The following is a 23,028-nucleotide window of genomic DNA, read 5'->3' as shown; positions in this document are numbered from 1 at the left end:
TATACTCTCTGAAATTAAAGTTATAGTTAGCTATTTATTATAAAACTGTAAAATTGATTATCAAATCCTCCAAAATAACTGATAAACAGCATCGTACCATATTTTCTTTTATCTTTAAGTACAGTTAATTAGTAACCATCAAAACAAAAGCATGAAAAAATCACTACTTCTACCCCTCTTGCTTTGCTCAATTTTCAATTTCGCACAAGAATCTATTATAGGATTCTCTAAAGAAAGTGCTGAAAAACAAAAAGAACTAGAAAATAAGTATGAAGCAAAACTTAAAACAACGAACCTGGATGAATGGATGCAAAAGCTTGCCGCCAGACCTCATTGGGTGGGCACCGAATTTGGAAAAGAAAATGTAGACTGGATTGCTGAAAAATTTAAAAGCTGGGGCTACAAGACCAAAATCGAAGAATATCAGGTGCTTTTCCCATATCCAAAAGTCAGACTTTTAGAAATGACTTCTCCAGAAGTTTATAAAGCAAAATTAGAAGCTAAAGCTGTAGAAGGTGATCCCTATACCGCCCAGGGTGAAGAACTTCTACCAAGCTACAACGCGTTCTCTACTGATGGAGATGTAGAAGCTGAACTGGTTTTTGTTAATTATGGTGTTCCTAAAGATTATGAGGAATTAGAAAAACTAGGGATCGATGTTAAAGGTAAAATTGTTATCGCAAAATATTATGGCTCCTGGCGTGGTATCAAACCAAAACTTGCGGCTGAAAAAGGTGCAATTGGATGCATCATTTATTCAGATCCCAAGGACGACGGTTATTATCGTGGTGACGTTTATCCAAAAGGTGCTTTTAAAAACAAAACCGGCGTACAGCGTGGTTCTGTAATGGATATGCCTACCTATCCCGGCGATGTGCTTACACCAGGCTATGCAGCTACAAAAAATGCTGAACGGCTAGATCGCAGTGAAGCAAAAACGATCACCAAAATTCCGGTTCTTCCAATTTCTTATGAAGACGCCCAGCCGCTTCTAGAAGCTTTAGAGGGAAAAAATGCTCCAGAATCCTGGAGAGGTGCGCTACCAATAACTTACAAAATTGGACCTGGGCCGGCGAAAGTTCATTTAAAATTAGACTTTGATTGGAAATTAGTACCTGCATACAATGTAATCGCCACTTTAAAAGGAGAGGAATTCCCAGATGACTGGATTCTTAGGGGAAATCATCACGATGCCTGGGTGCATGGGGCCAATGATCCTATTAGCGGATTGGTAGCCTTAATGGAAGAAGCCAGAGCTGTTGGCGAATTAGCTAAAAATGGAAACAAACCTAAACGGAGCATTGTCTATTGCGCATGGGATGCTGAAGAACCCGGATTAATTGGCTCTACAGAATGGGTTGAAGATCACATTAAAGAATTGCAGGAGAAAGCAGTGATCTATATTAATACCGATGGCAACGGAAGAGGTTTCCTCAATGTTGGCGGTTCGCATTCTCTGGAAGCCATGGTGGCTGAAGTTGCAAAAGCGGTTGAAGATCCACAAACTGAAGTATCGGTTTCAGAACGTAGTTTGGCTAGAAAAGTATTAAATGGTGGTGAAAACTCATTCCAACTGTATGCTTTAGGTTCTGGTTCAGATTACACACCTTTTATTCAGCATGCTGGTATTCCTTCTTTAAATCTTGGTTTTGGTGGCGAAAATGCAGGCGGAGAATATCATACGATCTACGACACTTATCCGCACTACAAACGCTTTAAAGATCCTAAATTTGAATACGGAGTAGCTTTAGCAAACACTGCAGGAAGAATCACTTTACGATTTGCCAATGCTGAAGTATTACCGATGAGATTTAAGCCATGGTTCAAGACAATCAAAGATTATGTGGAAGAAATTAAGACTAATCTTGACAAAATGCGCAAGGAAACTAAAACACATAATAAACTGGTAGTAAACGATATTTATCAATTAACCGCAGATCCTACAAAAGAGATCATTATTCCGAAGAAAAAAGAGACAGTTCCTTTCGTAGATTTTTCAGCATTACAAAATGCATTGACTAATCTTGAAGCGACTATAGATGAATTTTCAGCAATAAAACTTGAGAACTTAAATCACAGTAAGAAGCAAGAATTGAATGCTATATTGCAAAAAACAGAGCAACAATTTATTACTGAAGAAGGATTGCCTAGACGGCCATGGTTTAAACACCAGTTATATGCACCAGGATTTTACACCGGCTACGGAGTTAAAACCTTACCCGGGATTCGAGAGGCTTTAGAGCAACGTAATTGGGAAGAAGCAAACGATCAGATGACGATATTAGCCAAAACATTAAATGATTTTGATGAGTATTTGCAGAATGCTATTTCTAAAATCGAATCGTAAATTATATAATATTAGTAAACTATTATTAGGCAAGCCTCTGGGAATTACAACCATTGGCGACACCAATAAAAAAGCCTTTCAGGAAATTCTGAAAGGCTTTTTTATATCGTAATTCTACTAAATTTCTTAAGCCTCGAAAGGAACTACAGAAACGTAAGACTTATTGTCTTTCTTTTTAGTGAATTTTACTAGACCGTCAATTTTAGCGTGTAAAGTGTGATCTTTACCAGCGTAAACATTTTCACCAGGATTGTGAGCAGTACCTCTTTGTCTTACAATGATGTTACCTGCTATCGCAGCCTGACCTCCGAATATCTTCACTCCAAGACGTTTCGATTCTGACTCTCTACCGTTCTTGGAACTACCAACTCCTTTTTTATGTGCCATGTTATTGGGTTTTTAGTAAGTTAATAATTTAGCTTAAAGCTTCGATTAATTCAGCTTTTTTCATTGAAGAATAACCTTCAATTCCTTTTTCTTTAGCCATTTCTTTAAGCTCTGCTACTGTGTGCTTGCTTAAATCGCTATCAGCTTTTTTCTCTTCTTTCTTTTCAGCTTTGCTTTCAGAAGCTTTTTTACCACCTTTTGCAGTGATACTTTCGATTACGATCTCTGTTAAATACTGGCGGTGACCATTTTTAACTTTGTAACCTTTACGTCTTTTCTTTTTGAAAACAATTACTTTGTCTCCTTTAAGGTGACGATTAATCTTTGCTCCTACTAGAGCACCTTCTATAGCCGGGGCGCCAACAGTAATGTTGTCTCCATCTCCTGTAAGAAGAACTTTATCGAAAGAAACGCTGTCTCCTTCTTCTCCTTGTAGACGGTGTACAAACACTTTCTGGTCTTTCGCAACTTTAAATTGCTGCCCTGCTATCTCTACAATTGCGTACATAGTGTCCTGTTAATTAATTACTTTCTAATTAAATATAGTTTCGCTTCTTCACAAAGCGGGTGCAAATATACTTCTAAATAATTAATTAGCAAAGGCTTCAGCAAAAATTGAATATTTTTTCTTACTCCCTTTTATAAGGTATGTTTTTGCCCTTCCTGCGTGTTCCAACTCTTTTTAAACAATTGCATAAACGCAAGCGTTAGTGCGAAAGTTGTAGCTGCTCCCATTGCATAAACTGTAAAAAGAACAACACCAAGACCTACCTGATACTGGCTTCTCCACATTGTAACAAATTCATCCAAAAAGTCTGGATTTAGTTCACTTGCGTAAATTCCGAAGAAAATGGTAAAAAGTGTGGTACCTATAAAACCTGTGATAAGACCAGTTGTAAAACCTTCACCATATTTGAATAAACCAGAATCGTTGTTCCTTTTCGCTTTTATGGCAGACCATAATCCAAATCCAACAATAAGACCATTCACAAAGCTAAATAAGGGATTAGTGTGTAGACCAACTAACGATAATGCTAAGAAATAAACTATTAGTCCCACAGCGATCATAACTCCAAATTTTGCGGCTATACCTATATTTTTCATAATATCTGTTTTACTGTGAAGTTCATAAAAAACAATGAAAAAGTATTCTAATAGCTTGTTAATTAGGATATTTAAAGAGTTTCTGTTAAATAATTACCAAAATTTATTGTTTTGGGACGTAACAAAATTGTAACTTGACATACTAATTATTCGCATAACGATAAACTATACACAATGATTAACAAACTAAAGCTGGCCGCTGGCGCTCTGCTACTAAGCGCTGTTGGCTTTGCCCAGGAAGTTGAGTACACAGAATATGATCTCGACAACGGGCTACATGTAATTTTACACCAGGACAACTCGGCTCCTGTAGTAACCACATCTGTAATGTATCACGTAGGTGGTAAAGATCGTGAGGATGGACGAACAGGATTTGCTCACTTTTTTGAACATCTTTTATTTGAAGGAACCGAGAATATTGAAAGAGGAAAATGGTTCGAGATTGTAAGTTCGCACGGTGGTAACAACAACGCAAACACTTCACAGGATCGTACTTATTATTATGAAACTTTCCCTTCTAACAATTTAGAGTTAGGACTATGGATGGAGTCTGAAAGAATGATGCACCCTGTAATTGGACAGGAAGGTGTAGACACACAAAACGAAGTGGTAAAAGAAGAAAGAAGAATGCGATATGACAATTCTCCTTACGGAAATCTTCTTTATGCCGTACAAAAAAACATGTTCGAAAAACACCCGTATAAAGATCCAAACGTAGGCTACATGGAAGATCTTGATGCGGCCAAATTAGATGAATTTCAAGCATATTTTGAAAAATATTATGTTCCTAATAACGCAGTTCTTGTCGTTGCCGGAGACATCGATGTTAAGGAAACTAAAGACATGATCGAAGATTACTTTGGCCCTATCGAAGCTGGTGAAGAAGTAACAAGAGATTATCCAAAAGAAGAGCCTATTACTGAAGCTGTTCATGCTGAATTTTATGATTCTAACATCCAGATCCCAATGGCGATCACCGGGTATAGAACACCAGAATTTGGAAATAAAGATTCTTATGTTCTTAACATGATCTCTACTTACTTAAGTGATGGTAAAAGTTCTAAACTGTACAAAAAGTTAGTAGACGAGCAAAATATCGCTTTACAGGTTGGTGCTTTTAACTTAGAGCAGGAAGATTACGGGATGTACCTGGTATATTCTTTACCACAAGGTGAAACCAGTCTTGATAGTATTAATACAGAGATCGAAGAAGAGATCACTAAACTTAGAAATGAACTAATTTCTGAAAGCGATTTCGAAAAACTTCAAAACAAAGCTGAAAACAGTTACGTAAATTCCAATTCAAGTATTGCAGGTATTGCAAATTCTCTTGCAAGAAACTATCTTCTTTACGACAATACCAGTCTAATAAATGAAGAGATCGATATTTACAGAAATATCACCAGAGAGGATATTAAAGAGGTGGCTAACAAATACCTGAAGCCAAACCAGAGAGTGATCATCGATTACCTACCAGAAGAAAAGGAAGCGGAATAACATCAAATTAGACAAAAATGAATAAAAATATAATAGCAGTTGCAGTATTTCTTTTGGGAGCTGTAGGACTAAATGCTCAGGTTGACCGTAGTACCATGCCAGAGCCGGGACCAGCACCAAAAGTAAAAGTAGAAGAGCCAGAAACCTTCGAACTTAAGAACGGTTTAACCGTGATGTTGGTAGAAAACCATAAACTACCAAGAGTTGCCATGTCTCTTAGGTTTGACAACCCACCGCATTCTGAAGGTAATAAAACCGGAGTAAGTGGTGTAATGGGAGAACTTTTAGGACAAGGCACCACCAATATGCCTAAAGATGAATTTAATGAAAGAGTAGACTATTTAGGAGCTAGACTTAACATTTATTCAGGAGGAGCTTCGGCAAATACACTTTCTAAATATTTCCCGGAAATTCTTCATTTAATGGCAGACGGGGTTATTAATCCTAAGTTTACCGAAGAGGAATTCGATAAAACTATCGCTCGTACCAAAGATTATCTAAAAAGTAACGAGAAAGATGTAGCATACAATGCAAGTAGAGTACGCTCAGCTTTAGCATATGGAAAAGACCATCCTTATGGCGAATTCGAAACTCAGGAAACTATAGGAAATCTTAGCCTTTCAGATGTTAAAAATTATTACCAAACCTGGTTTTCTCCTGCAAACGCCTACCTTGTTATCGTTGGTGATGTAGACAAAAAAGAAGTAAAAAACCTGGTAAAGAAAGAGTTTGCCGATTGGAAAAAAACAGCAATTCCAGAAGTTAATATTCCTGAAGTTAAAAATGTAGAACAAACCGAAATCGACTTTGTTGATATGCCAAACGCTGTACAAAGTGAGATCGCTTTGGTTAATACTATCAACTTACAGAAAAATCAGGAAGATTATTTTCCTGTAATGGTAGCTAACAAGATCTTAGGTGGCGGTGGCGAAGCTCGTCTTTTCCTTAACTTAAGAGAAGATAAAGGATATACTTACGGGGCATATTCAAGAACCGGAAACGACAAGCATGCAGCAACTTTTGTAGCAAGCGCCAGTGTTCGTAATGAAGTGACCGATAGCTCTGTAGTTGCATTTTTAGATGAGATTTATAAAATTAGAAATGAAAAGGTTTCTGAAGCTGAATTGGCTAATGCTAAAGCAAAGCTTACAGGAGATTTTGTACTTAGCTTAGAACAACCTTCTACTATCGCAAGTTTTGCAATGGAAATCGAAACTGAAGATCTGGATGAAGATTTCTATAAAGAATACCTTGAAAATATCGACGATGTTACTTTAGAAGATGTTCAAAGAGTAGCGAAGAAATATTTCCTTGCAGATCAATCTAGAATTGTTATTGCAGGTAAAGGAAGTGAAGTTGCTGATAAACTGGAAAACATGCAGTACAAAGGCAAATCTTTCCCTGTAAAATATTATAGTAAATACGGTGAAGAAATCGAAAAGCCAGATTATAACAAAGCTTTAGATCCTTCGGTTACTGTAGAAACTGTTTATTCAGATTATATAGATGCTATTGGTGGCGCAGAAGCAGCTAAAGCTATAAACACCATAGCTTTCACTGCAACTACTTCTATCCAAGGACAGGAACTAAGTTTAGAACAACGAAAAAGCAGTGCGGGGAAATTCTATCAAACTGTTGCTGTTTCTGGAAACGTTATGCAAAAGCAGGTTTATAATGGCGAATCTGGATATATGGAAGTACAGGGGCAAAAAATGCCAATGAACGAAGAGCAGGTGAAAGCCGTAGCTGTAGAGGCGAATACTTTTCCAGAACTTAAAGTAAGCGAAGATGCTAAAGTAACCGGAATTGAAAACGTCGATGGTAGTGATGCTTACGCAGTAAAAGTAAATGAAAGCACTACAAATTATTATGATGTAGAAAGCGGACTAAAAGTTAAAACACTTACTACCGTTTCGCAAATGGGACAAACCATGAGCATTCCAACAACTTACAGTGATTACCAGGAAGTTGAAGGATTAAAAATGCCATTTACAATCTCTCAAAGCATGGGTCCACAATCTTTTGATCTTAAAGTTCAAGAGTATAAAATTAATGAAGGAGTAGAAGATTCAGATTTTGAATAATTTCGCTTAGTTATTATTAGATAATGTTAGATCAAAGCCGGCTTTTATAAGTCGGCTTTTTTATTTATGCTAATCTCTTTTTTCTTTTTATTGAAATAGCCTTTGCGCGATTCACGATCAAAACACCAATAATTACCAGCATCGCAAAAAATAACTGGTTTAAACTAAAAACCTCATCATCCATAACGCCCCATCCGAGAGCAATGATAGGCATCGTGTAGGTAACAGAACTCGTAAAAACAGGATTGGTGATTTGTACCAGGCGATTGAACAAGATCATAGCCACACCAGTTCCTAAAACACCCAAAATCGATATAAAACCGACAGATTTTTGCAATTCGATATTCGTAAGATCTTCAGTAAAAAATCCAGACCAGATCAAAATTAAAAATGCCGGAACCAATAAGACCGCGAAACAACCAGAAGTTACCGCAACAGCCGGAATTCCACTTAAATACTTTTTTAACAGATTCACATTCACCGCGTAACAAACAGCCGCTAAAACACCCAATATCGAATTTAGATAGTTCTCATTTCCATTAAAACTGGCATTACTAAGAATTAAACCAGCGGTTCCTATTAATCCTACCAAAACACCAATAGCTTTATTGCTATTCATTTTATCCTGAAAGAATAAAAAACCCAAAATAAGCGTCATAAGCGGAGTTACCGCATTTAAGATCGAAGCTATCCCGCTACTTATTTTAGTTTCAGCAAAAGCAAAAAGAAAAATAGGAAAGAAAGAACCTACAAAACCAGAAACAACGATCCATTTCCATTGTGCTGACTTCAGTTTAATAATCTTTTTAAAACCTACAAGGATTAAAAATAAGGCTGCAAAAATCACTCTAAAAGCACCAACCTGAAGTGGCGATAAACCTACCAGTCCTTTTTTAATAAGAATAAAAGAACTTCCCCAAATTAAAGAGAGTACAAAAAGATAGATCCATTTGGTTTTTCCTGCCGCCATAGCCTTGAAATTTTGCGGCAAAAATCATAATTCTATATTAGAATCAAACTTAAAAACTTAAAAAATTATTGCCAGCGAATACTTTCCATTAAGCGCCTCATATCCTGCATTATATATTTTGCGGCCGGATAAATAGAGTCGTAATTTGGTTGCGTATTAAAATACACTGATCCTGTTAAGAAATGTTTGGTACTATCTGTAATATAAAATTGTGCTTGCGAGGCAGCATCACCCTGTAGTTCATAAAACATACCGTAAGCTTTATGAAGATCGTTTGTGTAGATATCCCCTTCTATAGCGTCTGCTTTTATAGTATGCTCTAAAGGTAATTTTTGAGCATCTCTTAGCAAAGAATCAAGATTATTGGTGACCGGTTGATATGTGATAAATATAGAACCTTTTAAAAGCGGGTAGTCCAAATTGATCCAACAGCCATTTCTACTTTTAGAAGGAACAACTTCAGCTAATTGGTTCTTTTCAAAAGTATAAGGACAATCTAAATTTATTGGTCGATACTCTGGCTTTGGATAATTTAAAGCAAGCATCGCTTTAGGCTTAGGCTGAACCTCGTTTCCGCAGGAAACCATAAAACCAAAAATTATAAATAGTACAACATATCCTAAATACCTCATGCAGGCAAGATCGTCAATTTAATTTGCTTAATACGTCTATCGTCGACTGCTTCGACCTTAAAATTATAATTCCCGAAATTAATAATTTCATTCTGCTGAGGAAAATCTCCAGAAATTTCCAGCAGAAATCCGGCTAATGTTTCAGCTTCACCTTTATTATCTTCAAATAAAGAAGGATCTTCTAACTTAATGATCTTATAAAAATCTTTAAGCGGAGTTCGACCTTCAAAAACAAAGTTCAATTCATCTAATTTCGAATAAATAAGATCTTCATCATCAAACTCATCACTTATATCTCCTACGATTTCCTCAATAATATCCTCTAAAGTGATTAATCCACTGGTGCCGCCATATTCGTCTACAACGATAGCCAGGTGATTTTTCTTTTCTTTAAATTCATTTAAAAGATCATCGAGTTTCTTGTTTTCAGGCACAAAATAAGGCTCTCTTAAAAGAGAAGTCCACTCAAAATTCTTTTCATCTATATAAGGCAATAGATCCTTTATATATAGAATGCCGGTTACATTATCGATATTTTCCTTATAAACAGGGATCCTGGAATATCCGTTTTCGATAATTACAGGTATAATTTCTTCGTAATTATCTTCGTCACTTAATGCAAAAACATCCATCCTTGGTCGCATTACCTGCTTGGTGTCTGTATTCCCAAAAGAGACAATGCCTTTTAAAATTTTTTGTTCTTCTTTGGTCGTATCCTCTTCGCTGGTAAGCTCTAAGGCTTGCGAAAGATGATCTATACTTATAAAAGAACGTTGCTTCCCTAATTTTTCGTGTAAAAACAGGGTTACAGATCGCATTGGCGTGCTTAAAGGCGAAAATAATGAATCTAAAAAATTCACCGGTTGCGCCATAAAATTAGAAAACTGCACATTGTTTCGGCTGGCATAAACCTTTGGCAGGATTTCTCCAAAAAGAAGAATTAAAAAAGTAACAACACCAACTTCGAAAATCAGCTTAAGGTTTAAGCCAAAAACGACAACATCTAAACCGCTGAATAATTGATCTGAAACCGAATCAAAAAGTAGAACAATCGCAATATTAATAAAGTTATTGGCTACTAAAATTGTAGCAAGAAGCTTCTTAGGCTTCTCTAATAATTTAATAACGATCTCCTGCGATTTTGTTCTTTTATTACCGTCCTCGGTCATAAAATCTGCCGGAGTTAAAGAAAAAAATGCAACCTCTGCACCAGAGATCATGGCAGAGCATAACAAAAGCAGCAATAAAAATATGAAGCTTATTACCTGGGTATAATCAAACGCGGCCCATAAAATTATACTGGGGGGTTCTGGATCCAAATGCAATAAATTTAGTTAGACTTAAAATGGTAAATCATCCTCTTCCTCATCATTACCATTAAATGGCTGACTGGCAAAATTATTATTATTTCCCGAATAACCAGAATTACTGTTAGCGTTATTATTTGCGCTATTTCCCTGGTAATTCGAGTTATTTTGTGTGTTCTGAGAGTTAGAAGCGTTTTGTGAGTCATAACTCCCGCCATTGCTCTCTCCCTTAGGGGTTAAAAATGTAAACTCTGTACATTGAATTTCGGTAGAATAACGTTCCATTCCCTTATCATCTGTCCATTTACGAGTTTTAATTCTCCCTTCTATATAAACCTTATCTCCTTTTTTAAGGTATTTCTCACAAATTTCAGCGGCTTTATTTCGCACAACAACATTATGCCACTCGGTATTATTTACTCGTTCTCCACTGGTTCTATTGGTGTAAACCTCGTTAGTTGCTAACGGAAAACGGCCAATCGAGCCACCGCCTTCAAAATAATGCATCTTTACATCATCCCCGGTGTGTCCTATAAGCATTACTTTGTTTAGCGTCCCTGTCATAAATATTTGTCTTTGATTTGTTTAAAACTTGTCTTTCTAAAATACAGAAAAAATCAATCTAATTTAAACTGAATTCTAATAAAATTGAAAAACGACAAAATTACAAGTTTTCTATGTCAATTTCGTTAAGAAAATTCTGAATTAACACCGGCACCGGATATTCCTTTACTTTTTCTGCGGAAATTCCCTCCTGCGGAAGCTTTTTAGCCTCTACAAGCCAGAAACGAGCATAAATATGTTGATGAGATAACTTATGAACAATCGCCTGATCATTATAAAGACTTACTGAAACATTTTTTGCTTCAGTTAATTGCTGAAATTCGTTATTTTCTTCAATAATTTCTGCCTCGAGAATATCACCTAAGGTTTCAATTAATGGAAACTCATATAACCCATGCCAAATACCCTTGCCTTTTCGTTGCTGAAGTAAGGTTTTATTTTCTTCCGAAGAAAACACCAGATAATTAAAATATCGATTTTTGATCTTTCCCTTCTTAATTTTTACCGGCAAATCACCAATCTTAGATTCCTTAAGCGCCAAACAGCTATTATTAAAGGGACAGCTTTCACAAAGCGGATTTTTAGGTTTGCACTGTAGCGCACCAAATTCCATTAAAGCCTGATTAAAGTTAGATGGTTGTTTTTTATCCAAAAGCTCCATGGCTAAAGCTTTAAATTCTTTAACACCATCTGTACTATTAATAGGAGTGTCTATATTAAAGTATCGCGAAAGTACTCTATACACATTTCCATCTACCACCGCAACAGGTTCGTTATAACTTATCGATGCAATCGCACTGGCAGTATAATCACCTACTCCTTTTAGTTTTAATAATCCTTTATAATCTTTAGGAAATTCTCCCTTAAGCTCGTATGCCACATGTTTTGCAGTGGCATGTAGATTTCTAGCTCTGGAATAATATCCCAATCCCTGCCATAACTTCATCACTTTATCCTGCGAAGCATCTGCAAGATCAAAAACACTTGGAAATTCTTCTATAAATTTCTTATAATAAGGTAATCCCTGCTCTATTCGCGTTTGCTGAAGCATAATTTCACTAAGCCAAATATTGTATGGATTAGTGGTTTCTCGCCAGGGCAGATCACGTTTAGATTTTAAGTACCAGTTAATCAAAGTTTTAGAAAAATTCATAATTTAAAATGTCTTGGCGCAATATAAATTGTTTATTCCGTTATTATTTAATGATTTAGGTTTGAAATATTGAATATATAATTCTTATATTTGCCCCCTTGAAAATTAAGAACCCCAATTTATAAATATTAAATAGCACGAAAATGACGAAAGCAGATATCGTAGCGAATATTTCGGAGAAATTAGGAATGGAAAAAGGTGATGTACAAGCTACAATAGAAACCTTTATGGAAGAGGTTAAATCTTCTTTAGAAAGTGGAGACAATGTTTATTTAAGAGGTTTTGGAAGCTTTGTTGTAAAAACAAGAGCTGAAAAAACAGGAAGAAACATTTCTAAGAACACTACTATTAAAATACCAGCTCATAACATCCCAGCATTTAAGCCAGCGAAGATCTTCGTAGAGGGTGTTAAGAGTAATGTAGATGTAAAATAAGCTATCCAGGATATAGCTTCTGGAATAATGAAATAAATTTATTAATTAAAACGTAACACTATGCCAAGTGGTAAAAAAAGAAAAAGACATAAGGTAGCGACGCACAAGCGTAAGAAAAGAAGAAGAGCTAACCGCCATAAGAAAAAGTAGTTTTCATACTACTTTTTTTGTTTAAAAGATTTTGTTTTAACAACAACGTTCTTTGACATCGAAATTTTAAAGCATCCAGGCCTTTTGGCCAATATTGGATTTTTTAAAATTTCTTCAGGCTTCAAACACCTGTGATAAAATAATGTTTAATCCATCCCGAATTTTTCGGGCTTAAAAATCTAAATAGAGTGGACAAAGAATTAATAATACGGTCCGAATCCTCTGCTGTAGATTTTGCCTTATTAAAAGATGGAAAACTTATTGAACTCAACAAGGATGAAGATGACAATAATTTTAATGTTGGCGATATAATGATCGCCAAGATTAGAAAGTCTGTCCCCGGATTAAATGCCGCATTTGTTAATGTTGGCTACACAAAAGATGGTTTTTTACACTATCACGATCTGGGCCCTCAGGTTTCATCCTTGCTTAAGTTCATAAAACGTGTAAGCACAGGTAAATTAAAAGATTATTCTTTAAAGAATTTTACTTTTGAAAAAGATATAGACAAAAACGGTAGTATTACCGATGTCTTAAAGTCAAATCAGTCGTTACTGGTTCAAATCGTAAAAGAGCCAATATCAACCAAAGGTCCCCGCATCAGCAGTGAGTTATCCTTACCTGGTAGATATATTGTTCTTGTGCCTTTTTCTAACAGAATTTCGGTTTCACAAAAGATCGAAAGTAAAGAAGAAAAAGATCGTTTAAAACGCCTTGTAAAAAGTATTAAACCAAAAGGTTTTGGCGTTATCGTAAGAACCGTAGCCGAAGGCAAAAAAGTAGCAGAGCTGGACAAAGACCTACAAAATTTGATGGGTCGTTGGACAGCTATGTGTAAAAAATTGTATAAACCTCATTATCCTTCAAAGGTTTTAGGAGAATTACATCGTGCATCCTCTTTATTAAGAGACGTGTTCAATGACACTTTTACTTCTATCACTGTAGATGATGAAACGCTTTATACACAAATTAAAGACTATGTGAGCGAGATCGCTCCTAGCAAAGAATCAATTGTAAAATTACATCAGTCCAATGTTCCTATTTTTGAAAAGTTTGGTATCGAAAGACAGATAAAAACTTCCTTTGGGCGTACTGTATCGATGAGTAAAGGCGCCTATCTGGTTATAGAACACACAGAAGCAATGCACGTTATAGACGTAAACAGTGGAAACCGTTCTAATAAATCTAAAAACCAGGAAGATACCGCTTTAGAGGTAAATTTAATTAGCGCTACAGAAATTGCTCGCCAGTTAAGACTTCGCGACATGGGCGGCATAATTGTAGTCGATTTTATCGATATGGGAAGAGCTGAAAATCGCAAAACCCTTTTCGACCACCTTAAAAAGGAAATGAGTGACGATCGTGCCAAGCACAAGATCCTCCCTCCCAGTAAATTTGGACTTATACAAATTACAAGACAACGCGTACGGCCAGAAATGAATATTAAGACCCGTGAGGAGAACCCTAACGGCGATGGTGAGATTGAGGCACCAATTATCTTGATACAAAAAATTAAAGCCGATTTAGATCGCCTGATCAAGAAGAATCATAAAAAGATCACGCTATCAACGCACCCATTTATTTCAGCCTTTTTAACCAAAGGCTTTCCATCTCCCAGATCGCAATGGTTCTTTGACCATAAGCGATGGGTAAAAATTATACCAAGAGATGCTTACACGTATTTAGAATACCACTTTCACGATAAAGACGGGAAAGTGATACGATAAAATTTAAAACGCCTTGCAAAATTTTTGCAAGGCGTTTTTTTATACTTCAATTTTAAAATATTCCAGTTTTACATTTTCTCCTGATAATTTTTAATCTTAACTTACATCAACGATAGCTCCTTCACTATTCTCTATTTTAAAAATCTCGTTGCAAATAAGTTTGCATGCCCCTTTAGTTTAATCAACCATTAATAAAACTCTAACCTGCGATAAAAAATGAATCATCAGAAAATTTCAATGTTTAATAAAATTTGTAGTAGTGTATTTCTATTGATTGTTTTAATCTTAGTAAGCTTGACAGGATGTAAAAATTCATCCCAGCAAATAGAGGGTGGTAAAAAAGAAGGTAAAATAATTTCTGCACTAATCGATTCGATGGCAACGCCATTTCCCTTACCTCCACCACCTCCAAAAGACGGATCGCAAATTGAACCTATCAATATAGATTCTCTTCGAAAAGTAAAAGTAGAAGTGGTCCTCGACACAATGAGTTTTAATATCTCAAAACATATAAATATTGAGAAAGAGTTTTCAGAGTACCAGAGTCTAATCGATAGCATCCCTTCCTTAGTGACAAAACCAATTGAAAAAAGATATGTGCAGAGTAAGAAAGGACATACTATAGTTTTTGGGAATTCAATTGCGGATTCTAAAGTTAAACATTCACAGATAATTAGCGTATCGCGTATTGTATTTAACCAAGATAAAACGAAGGCTGCATTATACGGTGGATATTCAACTCATCCACTGGCAAGTTACCTCAACTTATATTTATTCGAGAAAAAATATGATAAATGGGAAATCGTTTTAAAGAAAAATATTGAAAAATCTTAAATGAAATTAAAGGCTGAAATATCAAATTCCTTTGTAGAAGTTTTCGACATTAAAAGGTTGGCTAAACTTTAACCGCCTTACAATTCATTTTGCAAGGCGTTTTTTTATACTTCAATTTTAAATTTCTCACTTATTGATTTTGGTGTAGAAATTATTATACCGCATCATTTTAACAATATTTCCATCTTCATCTCTTATAAAAGAAATGGATTCACCTAGTTCTCCGTCTTCTCTTACTCTTCTAAAATCATCGCCATTAACATGTTTTAAAAATGTTAGATCAGAACCGGGTGAAGAAGACGGCAAATAGATAAGCGCCAGTTTATCGCCCCACTTTCCAATATACATTTCACTAGCCCAGGGTTGCGGATTAAAATATCCCACGTAATCATCTAATTTCACCTCACTATTATTTTCTGAATCTGATTTTACTTTAGATAAAATGGAATGAATTCCTCTAACATATTTAGCCGGACTCTCACCTCCAGCATTGATCATTACAGAATACGCCATTTTAGTCTTAGGATTTAAACTTACAACTGTTCTGTAACCGGGACAGCTTCCGCCATGGCCTACCCACTTGATACCATCTGGCCCTTTATAAACCGAGAAACCCAATCCCCACATCGTATTAAAATCTGGATCTACCCATTGTACATTTTGCATGTATTTTAATGTTGAGGATTTTAAAACTTCGTATCCGGTATCTTCATTTAATAACCTAAACTGCCAGGAAGCAAACTTTGCAAGATCCAAAACGTTTGAAGAAAATCCCGCTGCCGGGGTAATAGCATTTGCTTCAAAGAAATTGATCACATCTCGACCACCATCGCGCTTCGTAGCACTATAACCAATAGCCATTTGGTTTCCATAAAGTTCTTTCGGTAAAAAACTTCTGGTATCGTCTAAGCCTAGTGGCTCAAGGATATTCTCTTTTACATAGGTATCATAATCTTTACCTGAAACTTGCTCAACTACTTTCCCTAAAAGCGCCAATCCTAAATTACTATATTGAAAATAGGTTGAAGACGGATATAAAGTTTCTAATTCGGCTAGACCATCCTGAAAATTTTTATCCTTTGGAAACTCAAAATCTGGAGCACTCCAGTAAGATGCATTTGCCTCTCTTGGTAAACCTGCAGAATGGGTTAAAATAGCTCTAATCGTAATAGGACCACTACCTTTATATTTCTGTTTTAGATCGAACCAGGGTAAGATATCCTGGATTTCATCATCCAAACTTAGTTTCCCTTCTTCGTACAACTTCATTACCGCGATCGAAGTAAATAACTTAGAGATCGAACAAATACTGCAAATTGTAGAAGCCTCTGTTGCTATTTCTTCAGACATATTGGATTCTCCAAAACCGCCCTTCCAAATAATTTCCTGGTCCTTAACCGCAACTGCGCTAATACCCGGTAGATTATCAAAATCTTTTTGAGCATCTAACCAAACCTCAACGAATTTTAATGCATCGGTATAATCTTTATCCATTGCTTCCTGAGCGTTCATAGAGAAGCCGGCAAATAGAATTGACAGTAGAACGTAAATTTTCTTCATAAGTTTTACTTTAATTTTGTCTCTAAAATATAGAATTTTAGCTTAGTTTGCCTCACAATGGATGCCAAGAAATCTTTTACCGTTAAAGAAGCTACCGTAAAATTGATGCAATTTTGTGCGTATCGCGATAGAACACACAAAGAAGTTGAAGAAAAATTAAGGAGCATGAATATGATTCCTGAAGCTCAGCAACAGATCATCATTCAGCTTATGCAGGAAAATTTTCTTAACGAAGAGCGATTTGCTAAAAGTTTTGCCCGTGGAAAATTCAGAATTAAAAAATGGGGAAAAAGAAGGATCACTAACGAGCTGAAATTACGTGGAATCTCACCCAGAAATATACAAACCGGACTCAAAGAAATCTCTGAAGCCGATTATCTTTTAACTTTCCACGAAATCTCAGAGAAAAAATGGGAGTCGATCAAGGAAACTTCAGTAATTAAAAAGAAAAAAAAGTTAGCCGATTATTTACAATATCGAGGTTGGGAAAGCCAATTGATCTTTGAAAAAGCTAGCGAACTGGCAGATCAAAACGATTAAAAGCTTCAGAAAAAAAGATTCTGCTTAACAATTTAAATTAAAACAGACTTCAGAATAAAAAAAACCAATCTAGCGCACTAATTTATTCGTGTTTTCAATTGCTTTTCGGTTTTTATAATCTATCCATTTTTGCCCACGCAATTTTCGCATATAATTATCAAAATTTCGCATGATCACAAGATTATAAACCGCCTTCGATAAATTTAGAAAGGTACGCGGTGTAGCTCTTAAACTCATCGAAAACCCTGCAGTTAAATAAGTCATTTGATGCCAGTAACCTTCTGGCATATAAAGCGTTTCCCCATGATTTAATTCGGTTACATAGCCTTTGGCTTTCTTTAAAGCCGGAAACTTTTCCAGATCCGGACTTCTAAAATCTATATCCTCTCTGGAAATCAAAGCATGCGGAACTTTATAAAGATATTTACTTTCTGAAGGTGGATAAATAATACATTGCTTTTTACCATGAAAATGAAAGTGAAGAATGTTCGCAAAATCAATATCATAATGCATAAAAACTTTGGAGTTCCTCCCTCCAAAAAACAACATTGGCAATTGCTTTATCATCCGTAAACCAATATCAGGAAACTTAAAATCTTTTTGTAGCGCAGGTACTTCTTTCATTAAATGATAAAGAAAAATACGGTAGTTGGTAGGTTTGGATTTTAAAAGATCGATGTAATCTGCCATTTTCATCTCGGCATGCGGCTCGTTAAATTTATACTCTGAAGTAATTGGCCTGTCGTCATACAAAGGCACTACTTTCTCACCTGCAAGCTCTTTTATATAATCCAGGTTCCATTTTTCGAACGCTGGCCAGTCTTCGATTAAATTTTCGATCACAACTGGCTTTTGCGGCTGCACATAATTCTTAACAAATTCTTCCTTAGAAATTCTTTTTACACTTGGAATTTCCGCTAACTGCAAACCTCCGTACTTCATTATTCGATATTAGCCTTTTTATGCGTGTTTTCTATCGCTTTTTTATTCTTGTAGTCTATCCATTCCTGTCCTTTCATTTTACGCATTAGATTATCGTAATTCCGCATAAATAAAAGATTATTTAGCACTTCCAGAACTTTACCGGGCGATCTAGGGAAAGATCTTAAGGTAAGTGATAAACTGGCGGTTTCATATTTTATAAAATGCCACCATTTACTTGGCATAAACAAACCTTCACCATGACCAAGATTAGCCTCAAAACCTTTTGCTTTTACGAGCGCAGGATAGGTTTGAAAATCTGGATTATCCATATTTATAATTTCCATACTCACAATAGAGTGCGGAACTTTATACAAATATTTGGTTTGATCTGGCGGATATAGCAATACGCGCTTTTTGCCAGCAAAATTAAAATGAAAATTATTTGCCAGATCCATATCGTAATGCATCACCACACTAGACCCCTCACCACCTACAAATAAAACCGGCAGTTTTTTAAAGAATTTTACCCCTAAATCTGGATATTCTATATCATTTAAAAGCTCTGGACAGTTTTGCAGGAGATTAAAAAAGAACATTCTAAGATCTGAAGGTCCTTTTTCAAGGATATCAAAATATTCTTTAATTGGTAATTTCATGGCAGCACCATGAGAGTTTTGGCGTCCTTTTGCCGGAGTACTGTCGTAAAGCGGCACCACAACATCACCGGCCTTCTCTTTAAAATAATCAAAACTCCAATTTTGATAAGCCGGCCAGTTTTTAGCAAGATCTTCAAAAACTACCGGTCGCTGCGGAATAAAAAATTCCTTCTGAAATTCCTCTTTAGAAATTCCTTTAACTCTTGGTACTTCCTGAAGATCCAGCTGCATATTCAGATTTAAGCTTTCGCTTTAGCTTTTTGTTTTTCTTCTGTTACTACATTTCGCTCGATCGTATGCCCAGGTCTGGACCATTTTGGCTTTTCACCAAGCGAATTGTATTTAGATTCTGTTGCTTCTACCGTTTCTGGCTTCGACTTTTTAGTAAATGGCTTTTGTGGATTTAAACCTAAAGCTTTAAACATTTGCATATCTTCACTAACATCTGGGTTTGGCGTAGTTAACAATTTATCCCCGGCAAAAATTGAATTTGCTCCGGCAAAGAAACACATCGCCTGCCCTTCTCTACTCATTTGTGTACGCCCGGCAGATAATCTTACCTGAGTTTCTGGCATTACAATTCTGGTTGTAGCAACCATTCTTACCATCTCCCAAATTGAAACCGGAGCCTGCTCTTCCATTGGTGTTCCTTCAACAGGAACCAAAGCATTAATCGGCACAGATTCTGGTTGCGGATTTAAAGTTGAAAGTGCCACCAACATCCCGGCACGATCTTCTTCCTTTTCTCCCATTCCAATGATTCCGCCGCTACAAACCGTAACATTGGTTTTTCTTACATTATCGATAGTCTCTAAACGGTCATCGAAACCACGAGTAGAAATTACTTCTTTATAATATTCTTCAGAGGTATCTAAATTATGGTTGTAGGCATACAAACCTGCTTCAGCTAAGCGCTGCGCCTGGTTTTCAGTAAGCATTCCTAGCGTACAGCAAACCTCCATATCAAGTTTGTTAATGGTACGCACCATTTCTAAAACATTATCAAACTCTGGCCCGTCTTTTACGTTTCTCCAGGCTGCTCCCATACAAACACGAGAACTTCCGGCAGATTTTGCACGTAAAGCCTGCGCTTTTACATGATTTACGCTCATTAGATCATTACCTTCGATATCGGTATGATAACGAGCTGCCTGTGGACAATAACCACAATCTTCTGGGCAACCGCCTGTTTTTATTGAAAGTAGGGTTGAAACCTGTACCGTATTAGGATCATGATGTTTTCTATGAACCGTAGCTGCTTCGTAAAGCAGTTCCATTAAAGGTTTATTGTAAATCTCTAAAATTTCTTCTTTGGTCCAGTTATGTCTTGTCGCCATGAAAATAGATTTATTCAAAAATAATCAAAACTTCGCTAAAAGAGCAGCGAGGCTTTTTCGCTCATTAGAGCAAAAACATATTAAACTTTATTAATTAAAATAGAAACGGCATTACCGCCAAAACCAACCGCGTTCACCAGAATTTTCTGTAATCGTGCAGGTTTTTTACTAATATCGGAAAAAGGAACCGAAATAAACTCCTGATGTTTGAGCATTAACATCGCTAATTCCAGATTCAGGATTCCCGATGTTGCAAACGTATGTCCAATTTTCCACTTATTGGAAGTCATTGCCGGTAAATTTTCACCAAAAACGGCTTTTATCGCGTTCACTTCGCCAAGATCACCTTTTATCGTACCCGGTGCATGCATTACAACCGCATCAATTTCAGCAGGATCCAGATCTCCAATGGCCATTTTCATTGAATTTTGCATACATTTTCCGTCTTCAGAAATTGATACGCTATGCTTTAATTTTTCTGCGGAATAACCGATTCCGGTAATTTTAGCTAATGCTTTTTCTGAAGCTGAATTCTCTAAACATAACAATCCGGCACCTTCTCCTAAAACCATCGAATTTCGGGTTTTATCAAGATTCAATGCCTGGCAGGGATATTTTAGATCTTCTGAAGCATAGGTTTTAATCGCTTTCATCTGGGCGATCGTAAAGGGTGTAAGCGCTGCTTCACTTCCGCCGGCGATAAATTTATCGGCCAAACCAGATTGTAACCAGGCTACCGCATTTAAAACTGAATGTAAACCAGTAGAACAGGTTACGCTATGCGAAAAATGGACTCCGTTATTTTCCAGATCCTGCCCAACCCAGGAAGAAATATTCCCCAGAGTAGTAGATGGGGAAGCCTGCGTAGATGCCTGCCGATTTTCGATAAAATCAGCATGAAATTTTTCAAACAATCCAGTGGCACCACGAGAACTCCCAATATTGATTCCTATATTTTTTTCATTTTCCCAACCAGCTCTTTTTATTGCCAGTCGAGAGGTATAAATTGCAAATAACACCGAAAGATCGAGCCTGCGATAATTTGCAGATTCGCTTCTTAAATTGTCGATTTCTGCACGTAATTTTTCAGGTAAAAAAGCAGCAAAAGCTTCTTCACCATCAAAATTATGCTTTTGTATAAAATGATGATCGTTTTTATAATCCTCCCAAATCGCCTTAGGATCTTCTCCCAAAGGAGAAACCGAAGCCATGGAAGTGATATAAATTGGATTTTTAATCCCCCTCGCCCCCGAAGGGAGAACTTTTTTAGTTGACATAATCATTCGTTAACTGAACAGTTTATAAAATTGATTATCAGAAATTTGTAATATCGTGTTGTTTTCGTCATTCCAGACTCGATCCGGAATCTTACAATATTGAAAAAAACTATTGCGATGAGACCCCTGAATCGATTTCAGGATGACCACGGCTTATTATGATTTATTGCTATCATTAACACATCTTCAAATCATCAAATTAACTCATCAAGATATTTATTTTCTAAATTCTAGCAGCAAAGCGGTCTAAAGTCTAACTTCAATTTTAAAACTTGTCAAACACGCCTTCAATCGTATCGTAGATCTTCTGCATTTCCTCATCTGAGGTTATAAAAGGAGCGGTGATATAAATGGTGCTTCCAAGCGGACGAAGATAAACGCCATTTTCCATAAAATAACTAAAAAGCTGATTCCGAATATTTCCGTAGCGCTCCATTTTTACATTTAGATCGAAAGCAAAAATGATCCCCAATTGTCTAATATTGGTCACTTTTGGGTGATCTTTTATTTTATCTGCAAAAGCCTGGTGTAAATTCTCGATTCGCTTAATATTGCTTTGCATCTCTTCTGAAATCAGTAGTTCTATTCCTGCTAAAGCAGCAGCGCAGGCTAATGGATTCGCGCTGTACGTGTGCCCATGAAAAAGCCCTTTAGCAATCTCATCTGAATAAAAAGCATCGTAGATCTTTTGCGAACAACTGGTTAAGCCCATTGGTAACAATCCGGCGGTTAGTGCCTTCGACATGCAAACAATGTCTGGTTTGGTTTCGATATAATCTGAAGCAAAATATTTTCCGGTTTTACCAAAGCCCGTCATCACCTCGTCTGCAACGCAAAGAATATCATTTTCTTTACAAACTTTCAGGATTTCATTTAGCCCATCGGCATCGTGCATTTTCATCGCAGCAGCTCCCTGAACTAAAGGTTCGTAAATAAAGCCGGCGATATTATACGTTTTAATTACTTGATTTAGCTGTTCTAGAACCTCCTGATTATTATCTCCTTTTGGCACCGGAATTCTTTCTACAGCAATAAAATGATCTTCAAAAGCGCCGTTATAAACCGATAATCCAGAAACAGACATCGCTCCAAAAGTATCGCCATGAAAACCTTCTTCGAAAGCCAGCATCACTTTGCGATCGTTCCCAAGATTGTGATGATACTGCAAGGCCATTTTTATTCCGATCTCCGTAGCCGTAGAACCATTATCGTTAAAGAACATTTTTTGCTGCCCTTCAGGTAAAATCTTCATTAAAGCTTCAGAAAGTTCTACTGCAGGTTTGTGGGTAAATCCGCTAAAAACAACCTGATCTAAATTCTTCATTTGTGCAGCTACACGATCTGTAATAAACTCATTACAATGCCCGTAAACACAAGTATACCAAGAAGAAATTCCGTCGATATATTCCTTGCCGTTTTCGTCGTACAACTTTACGCCTTTGGCTTTAACAATCCCCAGAGCATCACTCGCAGTTTTATGTTGCGTAAGCGGATGCCATAAGTGTTTTTTATCTCTTTCAGCTAAACTTAAATTCTCTTGCATT

At 36.4% G+C, this 23,028-nt stretch carries 21 protein-coding genes; 7 read left to right on the top strand and 14 right to left on the bottom strand.

What is annotated here, in order from left to right; all coding sequences use genetic code 11:
- The first annotated feature begins 151 nt into the window (after positions 1-151).
- Positions 152-2,347: a M28 family metallopeptidase gene (locus INR75_RS05925; RefSeq protein WP_223091160.1), complete on the top strand. Its 2,196-nt coding sequence runs from the start codon at positions 152-154 to the stop codon at positions 2,345-2,347.
- Positions 2,348-2,473: 126 nt separating this feature from the next.
- Here the strand turns inward: INR75_RS05925 and rpmA are convergent, their stop codons facing one another.
- From rpmA to INR75_RS05910, 3 genes are all read right to left on the bottom strand, one after another.
- Entirely contained in the window at positions 2,474-2,734 is a 261-nt protein-coding gene (gene rpmA, locus INR75_RS05920) for a 50S ribosomal protein L27 (protein WP_092540079.1), read from the bottom strand.
- 28 nt (positions 2,735-2,762) lie between these two features.
- A complete protein-coding gene (gene rplU / locus INR75_RS05915) occupies positions 2,763-3,242 on the bottom strand; it encodes a 50S ribosomal protein L21 (protein ID WP_092540078.1) in 480 nt (159 codons plus the stop codon).
- Positions 3,243-3,373: 131 nt separating this feature from the next.
- Positions 3,374-3,838 (bottom strand): DUF4199 domain-containing protein, encoded by a 465-nt coding sequence (locus INR75_RS05910; protein ID WP_092540077.1) that lies wholly within the window; start codon positions 3,836-3,838, stop codon positions 3,374-3,376.
- A gap of 174 nt (positions 3,839-4,012) precedes the next feature.
- On the opposite strand from INR75_RS05910, the gene INR75_RS05905 reads away from it, so the two are divergent.
- Both INR75_RS05905 and INR75_RS05900 read left to right on the top strand, forming a co-directional pair.
- Positions 4,013-5,335, top strand: a complete 1,323-nt coding sequence (locus tag INR75_RS05905) for a pitrilysin family protein (RefSeq protein ID WP_223091159.1) — start codon at positions 4,013-4,015, stop codon at positions 5,333-5,335.
- 17 nt (positions 5,336-5,352) lie between these two features.
- Positions 5,353-7,419 (top strand): pitrilysin family protein, encoded by a 2,067-nt coding sequence (locus INR75_RS05900; RefSeq protein WP_223091158.1) that lies wholly within the window; start codon positions 5,353-5,355, stop codon positions 7,417-7,419.
- 64 nt (positions 7,420-7,483) lie between these two features.
- Here INR75_RS05900 and INR75_RS05895 read toward each other — a convergent pair whose 3' ends face one another.
- From INR75_RS05895 to mutY, 5 genes are all read right to left on the bottom strand, one after another.
- Positions 7,484-8,389 carry a DMT family transporter gene (locus tag INR75_RS05895; protein WP_223091157.1) on the bottom strand — a complete coding sequence of 302 codons (906 nt, stop codon included), beginning with the start codon at positions 8,387-8,389 and terminating at the stop codon, positions 7,484-7,486.
- 65 nt (positions 8,390-8,454) lie between these two features.
- The gene (gene gldD, locus INR75_RS05890) at positions 8,455-9,021 is read right to left on the bottom strand and encodes a gliding motility lipoprotein GldD (RefSeq protein WP_223091156.1); all 567 of its coding nucleotides are present in this window, start codon (positions 9,019-9,021) and stop codon (positions 8,455-8,457) included.
- The gene (locus INR75_RS05885; protein WP_223091155.1) at positions 9,018-10,340 is read right to left on the bottom strand and encodes a gliding motility-associated protein GldE; all 1,323 of its coding nucleotides are present in this window, start codon (positions 10,338-10,340) and stop codon (positions 9,018-9,020) included. The genes gldD and INR75_RS05885 overlap by 4 nt, the downstream gene beginning before the upstream one ends.
- Positions 10,341-10,361: 21 nt before the next feature.
- A complete protein-coding gene (locus tag INR75_RS05880) occupies positions 10,362-10,892 on the bottom strand; it encodes a single-stranded DNA-binding protein (protein WP_223091154.1) in 531 nt (176 codons plus the stop codon).
- A gap of 100 nt (positions 10,893-10,992) precedes the next feature.
- The gene (mutY, locus tag INR75_RS05875) at positions 10,993-12,045 is read right to left on the bottom strand and encodes an A/G-specific adenine glycosylase (RefSeq protein WP_223091153.1); all 1,053 of its coding nucleotides are present in this window, start codon (positions 12,043-12,045) and stop codon (positions 10,993-10,995) included.
- A gap of 143 nt (positions 12,046-12,188) precedes the next feature.
- Here mutY and INR75_RS05870 point away from each other — a divergent pair, with 143 nt between their 5' ends.
- The 3 genes from INR75_RS05870 to INR75_RS05860 all read left to right on the top strand — a co-directional run bounded on the left by INR75_RS05870 (position 12,189) and on the right by INR75_RS05860 (position 15,190).
- A complete protein-coding gene (locus INR75_RS05870) occupies positions 12,189-12,479 on the top strand; it encodes an HU family DNA-binding protein (protein WP_013073853.1) in 291 nt (96 codons plus the stop codon).
- A 338-nt stretch (positions 12,480-12,817) separates the two neighbouring features.
- Positions 12,818-14,356 (top strand): ribonuclease E/G, encoded by a 1,539-nt coding sequence (locus INR75_RS05865; RefSeq protein WP_223091152.1) that lies wholly within the window; start codon positions 12,818-12,820, stop codon positions 14,354-14,356.
- 216 nt (positions 14,357-14,572) lie between these two features.
- On the top strand, positions 14,573-15,190 hold the full coding sequence (locus INR75_RS05860) for a hypothetical protein (protein ID WP_223091151.1): 618 nt from the start codon (positions 14,573-14,575) through the stop codon (positions 15,188-15,190).
- A gap of 126 nt (positions 15,191-15,316) precedes the next feature.
- Here the strand turns inward: INR75_RS05860 and INR75_RS05855 are convergent, their stop codons facing one another.
- Entirely contained in the window at positions 15,317-16,750 is a 1,434-nt protein-coding gene (locus INR75_RS05855) for a serine hydrolase (RefSeq protein WP_223091150.1), read from the bottom strand.
- 57 nt (positions 16,751-16,807) lie between these two features.
- Here INR75_RS05855 and INR75_RS05850 point away from each other — a divergent pair, with 57 nt between their 5' ends.
- Complete coding sequence (locus tag INR75_RS05850; protein ID WP_223091149.1) at positions 16,808-17,290, top strand: regulatory protein RecX; 483 nt, start codon at positions 16,808-16,810, stop codon at positions 17,288-17,290.
- Positions 17,291-17,359: 69 nt separating this feature from the next.
- Here INR75_RS05850 and INR75_RS05845 read toward each other — a convergent pair whose 3' ends face one another.
- The 5 genes from INR75_RS05845 to bioA form a co-directional block, all read right to left on the bottom strand.
- Positions 17,360-18,232, bottom strand: a complete 873-nt coding sequence (locus INR75_RS05845) for a cupin-like domain-containing protein (protein ID WP_223091148.1) — start codon at positions 18,230-18,232, stop codon at positions 17,360-17,362.
- The gene (locus tag INR75_RS05840) at positions 18,232-19,101 is read right to left on the bottom strand and encodes a cupin-like domain-containing protein (protein ID WP_223091147.1); all 870 of its coding nucleotides are present in this window, start codon (positions 19,099-19,101) and stop codon (positions 18,232-18,234) included. The genes INR75_RS05845 and INR75_RS05840 overlap by 1 nt, the downstream gene beginning before the upstream one ends.
- Positions 19,102-19,109: 8 nt before the next feature.
- Positions 19,110-20,207, bottom strand: a complete 1,098-nt coding sequence (gene bioB / locus INR75_RS05835) for a biotin synthase BioB (protein ID WP_223091146.1) — start codon at positions 20,205-20,207, stop codon at positions 19,110-19,112.
- Between the two features lie 80 nt (positions 20,208-20,287).
- Positions 20,288-21,484 (bottom strand): beta-ketoacyl synthase N-terminal-like domain-containing protein, encoded by a 1,197-nt coding sequence (locus INR75_RS05830; RefSeq protein ID WP_223091145.1) that lies wholly within the window; start codon positions 21,482-21,484, stop codon positions 20,288-20,290.
- Positions 21,485-21,749: 265 nt separating this feature from the next.
- The gene (bioA, locus tag INR75_RS05825) at positions 21,750-23,027 is read right to left on the bottom strand and encodes an adenosylmethionine--8-amino-7-oxononanoate transaminase (protein WP_223091144.1); all 1,278 of its coding nucleotides are present in this window, start codon (positions 23,025-23,027) and stop codon (positions 21,750-21,752) included.
- Position 23,028: the final 1 nt, after the last annotated feature.

The organism is Zunongwangia sp. SCSIO 43204 (assembly GCF_019904275.1).
Lineage (GTDB): Bacteria > Bacteroidota > Bacteroidia > Flavobacteriales > Flavobacteriaceae > Zunongwangia > Zunongwangia mangrovi.
This window is presented reverse-complemented; position numbering and strand designations above follow the sequence as displayed.

Excerpts from the sequence above, each read along its gene's own strand:
- INR75_RS05925 (WP_223091160.1), top strand. The coding sequence starts at position 152 with ATGAAAAAATCACTACTTCTACCCCTCTTGCTTTGCTCAATTTTCAAT.
- rpmA (WP_092540079.1), bottom strand. The coding sequence starts at position 2,734 with ATGGCACATAAAAAAGGAGTTGGTAGTTCCAAGAACGGTAGAGAGTCA.
- rplU (WP_092540078.1), bottom strand. The coding sequence starts at position 3,242 with ATGTACGCAATTGTAGAGATAGCAGGGCAGCAATTTAAAGTTGCGAAA.
- INR75_RS05910 (WP_092540077.1), bottom strand. The coding sequence starts at position 3,838 with ATGAAAAATATAGGTATAGCCGCAAAATTTGGAGTTATGATCGCTGTG.
- INR75_RS05905 (WP_223091159.1), top strand. The coding sequence starts at position 4,013 with ATGATTAACAAACTAAAGCTGGCCGCTGGCGCTCTGCTACTAAGCGCT.
- INR75_RS05900 (WP_223091158.1), top strand. The coding sequence starts at position 5,353 with ATGAATAAAAATATAATAGCAGTTGCAGTATTTCTTTTGGGAGCTGTA.
- INR75_RS05895 (WP_223091157.1), bottom strand. The coding sequence starts at position 8,389 with ATGGCGGCAGGAAAAACCAAATGGATCTATCTTTTTGTACTCTCTTTA.
- gldD (WP_223091156.1), bottom strand. The coding sequence starts at position 9,021 with ATGAGGTATTTAGGATATGTTGTACTATTTATAATTTTTGGTTTTATG.
- INR75_RS05880 (WP_223091154.1), bottom strand. The coding sequence starts at position 10,892 with ATGACAGGGACGCTAAACAAAGTAATGCTTATAGGACACACCGGGGAT.
- mutY (WP_223091153.1), bottom strand. The coding sequence starts at position 12,045 with ATGAATTTTTCTAAAACTTTGATTAACTGGTACTTAAAATCTAAACGT.
- INR75_RS05870 (WP_013073853.1), top strand. The coding sequence starts at position 12,189 with ATGACGAAAGCAGATATCGTAGCGAATATTTCGGAGAAATTAGGAATG.
- INR75_RS05860 (WP_223091151.1), top strand. The coding sequence starts at position 14,573 with ATGAATCATCAGAAAATTTCAATGTTTAATAAAATTTGTAGTAGTGTA.
- INR75_RS05855 (WP_223091150.1), bottom strand. The coding sequence starts at position 16,750 with ATGAAGAAAATTTACGTTCTACTGTCAATTCTATTTGCCGGCTTCTCT.
- INR75_RS05850 (WP_223091149.1), top strand. The coding sequence starts at position 16,808 with ATGGATGCCAAGAAATCTTTTACCGTTAAAGAAGCTACCGTAAAATTG.
- INR75_RS05845 (WP_223091148.1), bottom strand. The coding sequence starts at position 18,232 with ATGAAGTACGGAGGTTTGCAGTTAGCGGAAATTCCAAGTGTAAAAAGA.
- INR75_RS05840 (WP_223091147.1), bottom strand. The coding sequence starts at position 19,101 with ATGCAGCTGGATCTTCAGGAAGTACCAAGAGTTAAAGGAATTTCTAAA.
- bioB (WP_223091146.1), bottom strand. The coding sequence starts at position 20,207 with ATGGCGACAAGACATAACTGGACCAAAGAAGAAATTTTAGAGATTTAC.
- INR75_RS05830 (WP_223091145.1), bottom strand. The coding sequence starts at position 21,484 with ATGTCAACTAAAAAAGTTCTCCCTTCGGGGGCGAGGGGGATTAAAAAT.
- bioA (WP_223091144.1), bottom strand. The coding sequence starts at position 23,027 with ATGCAAGAGAATTTAAGTTTAGCTGAAAGAGATAAAAAACACTTATGG.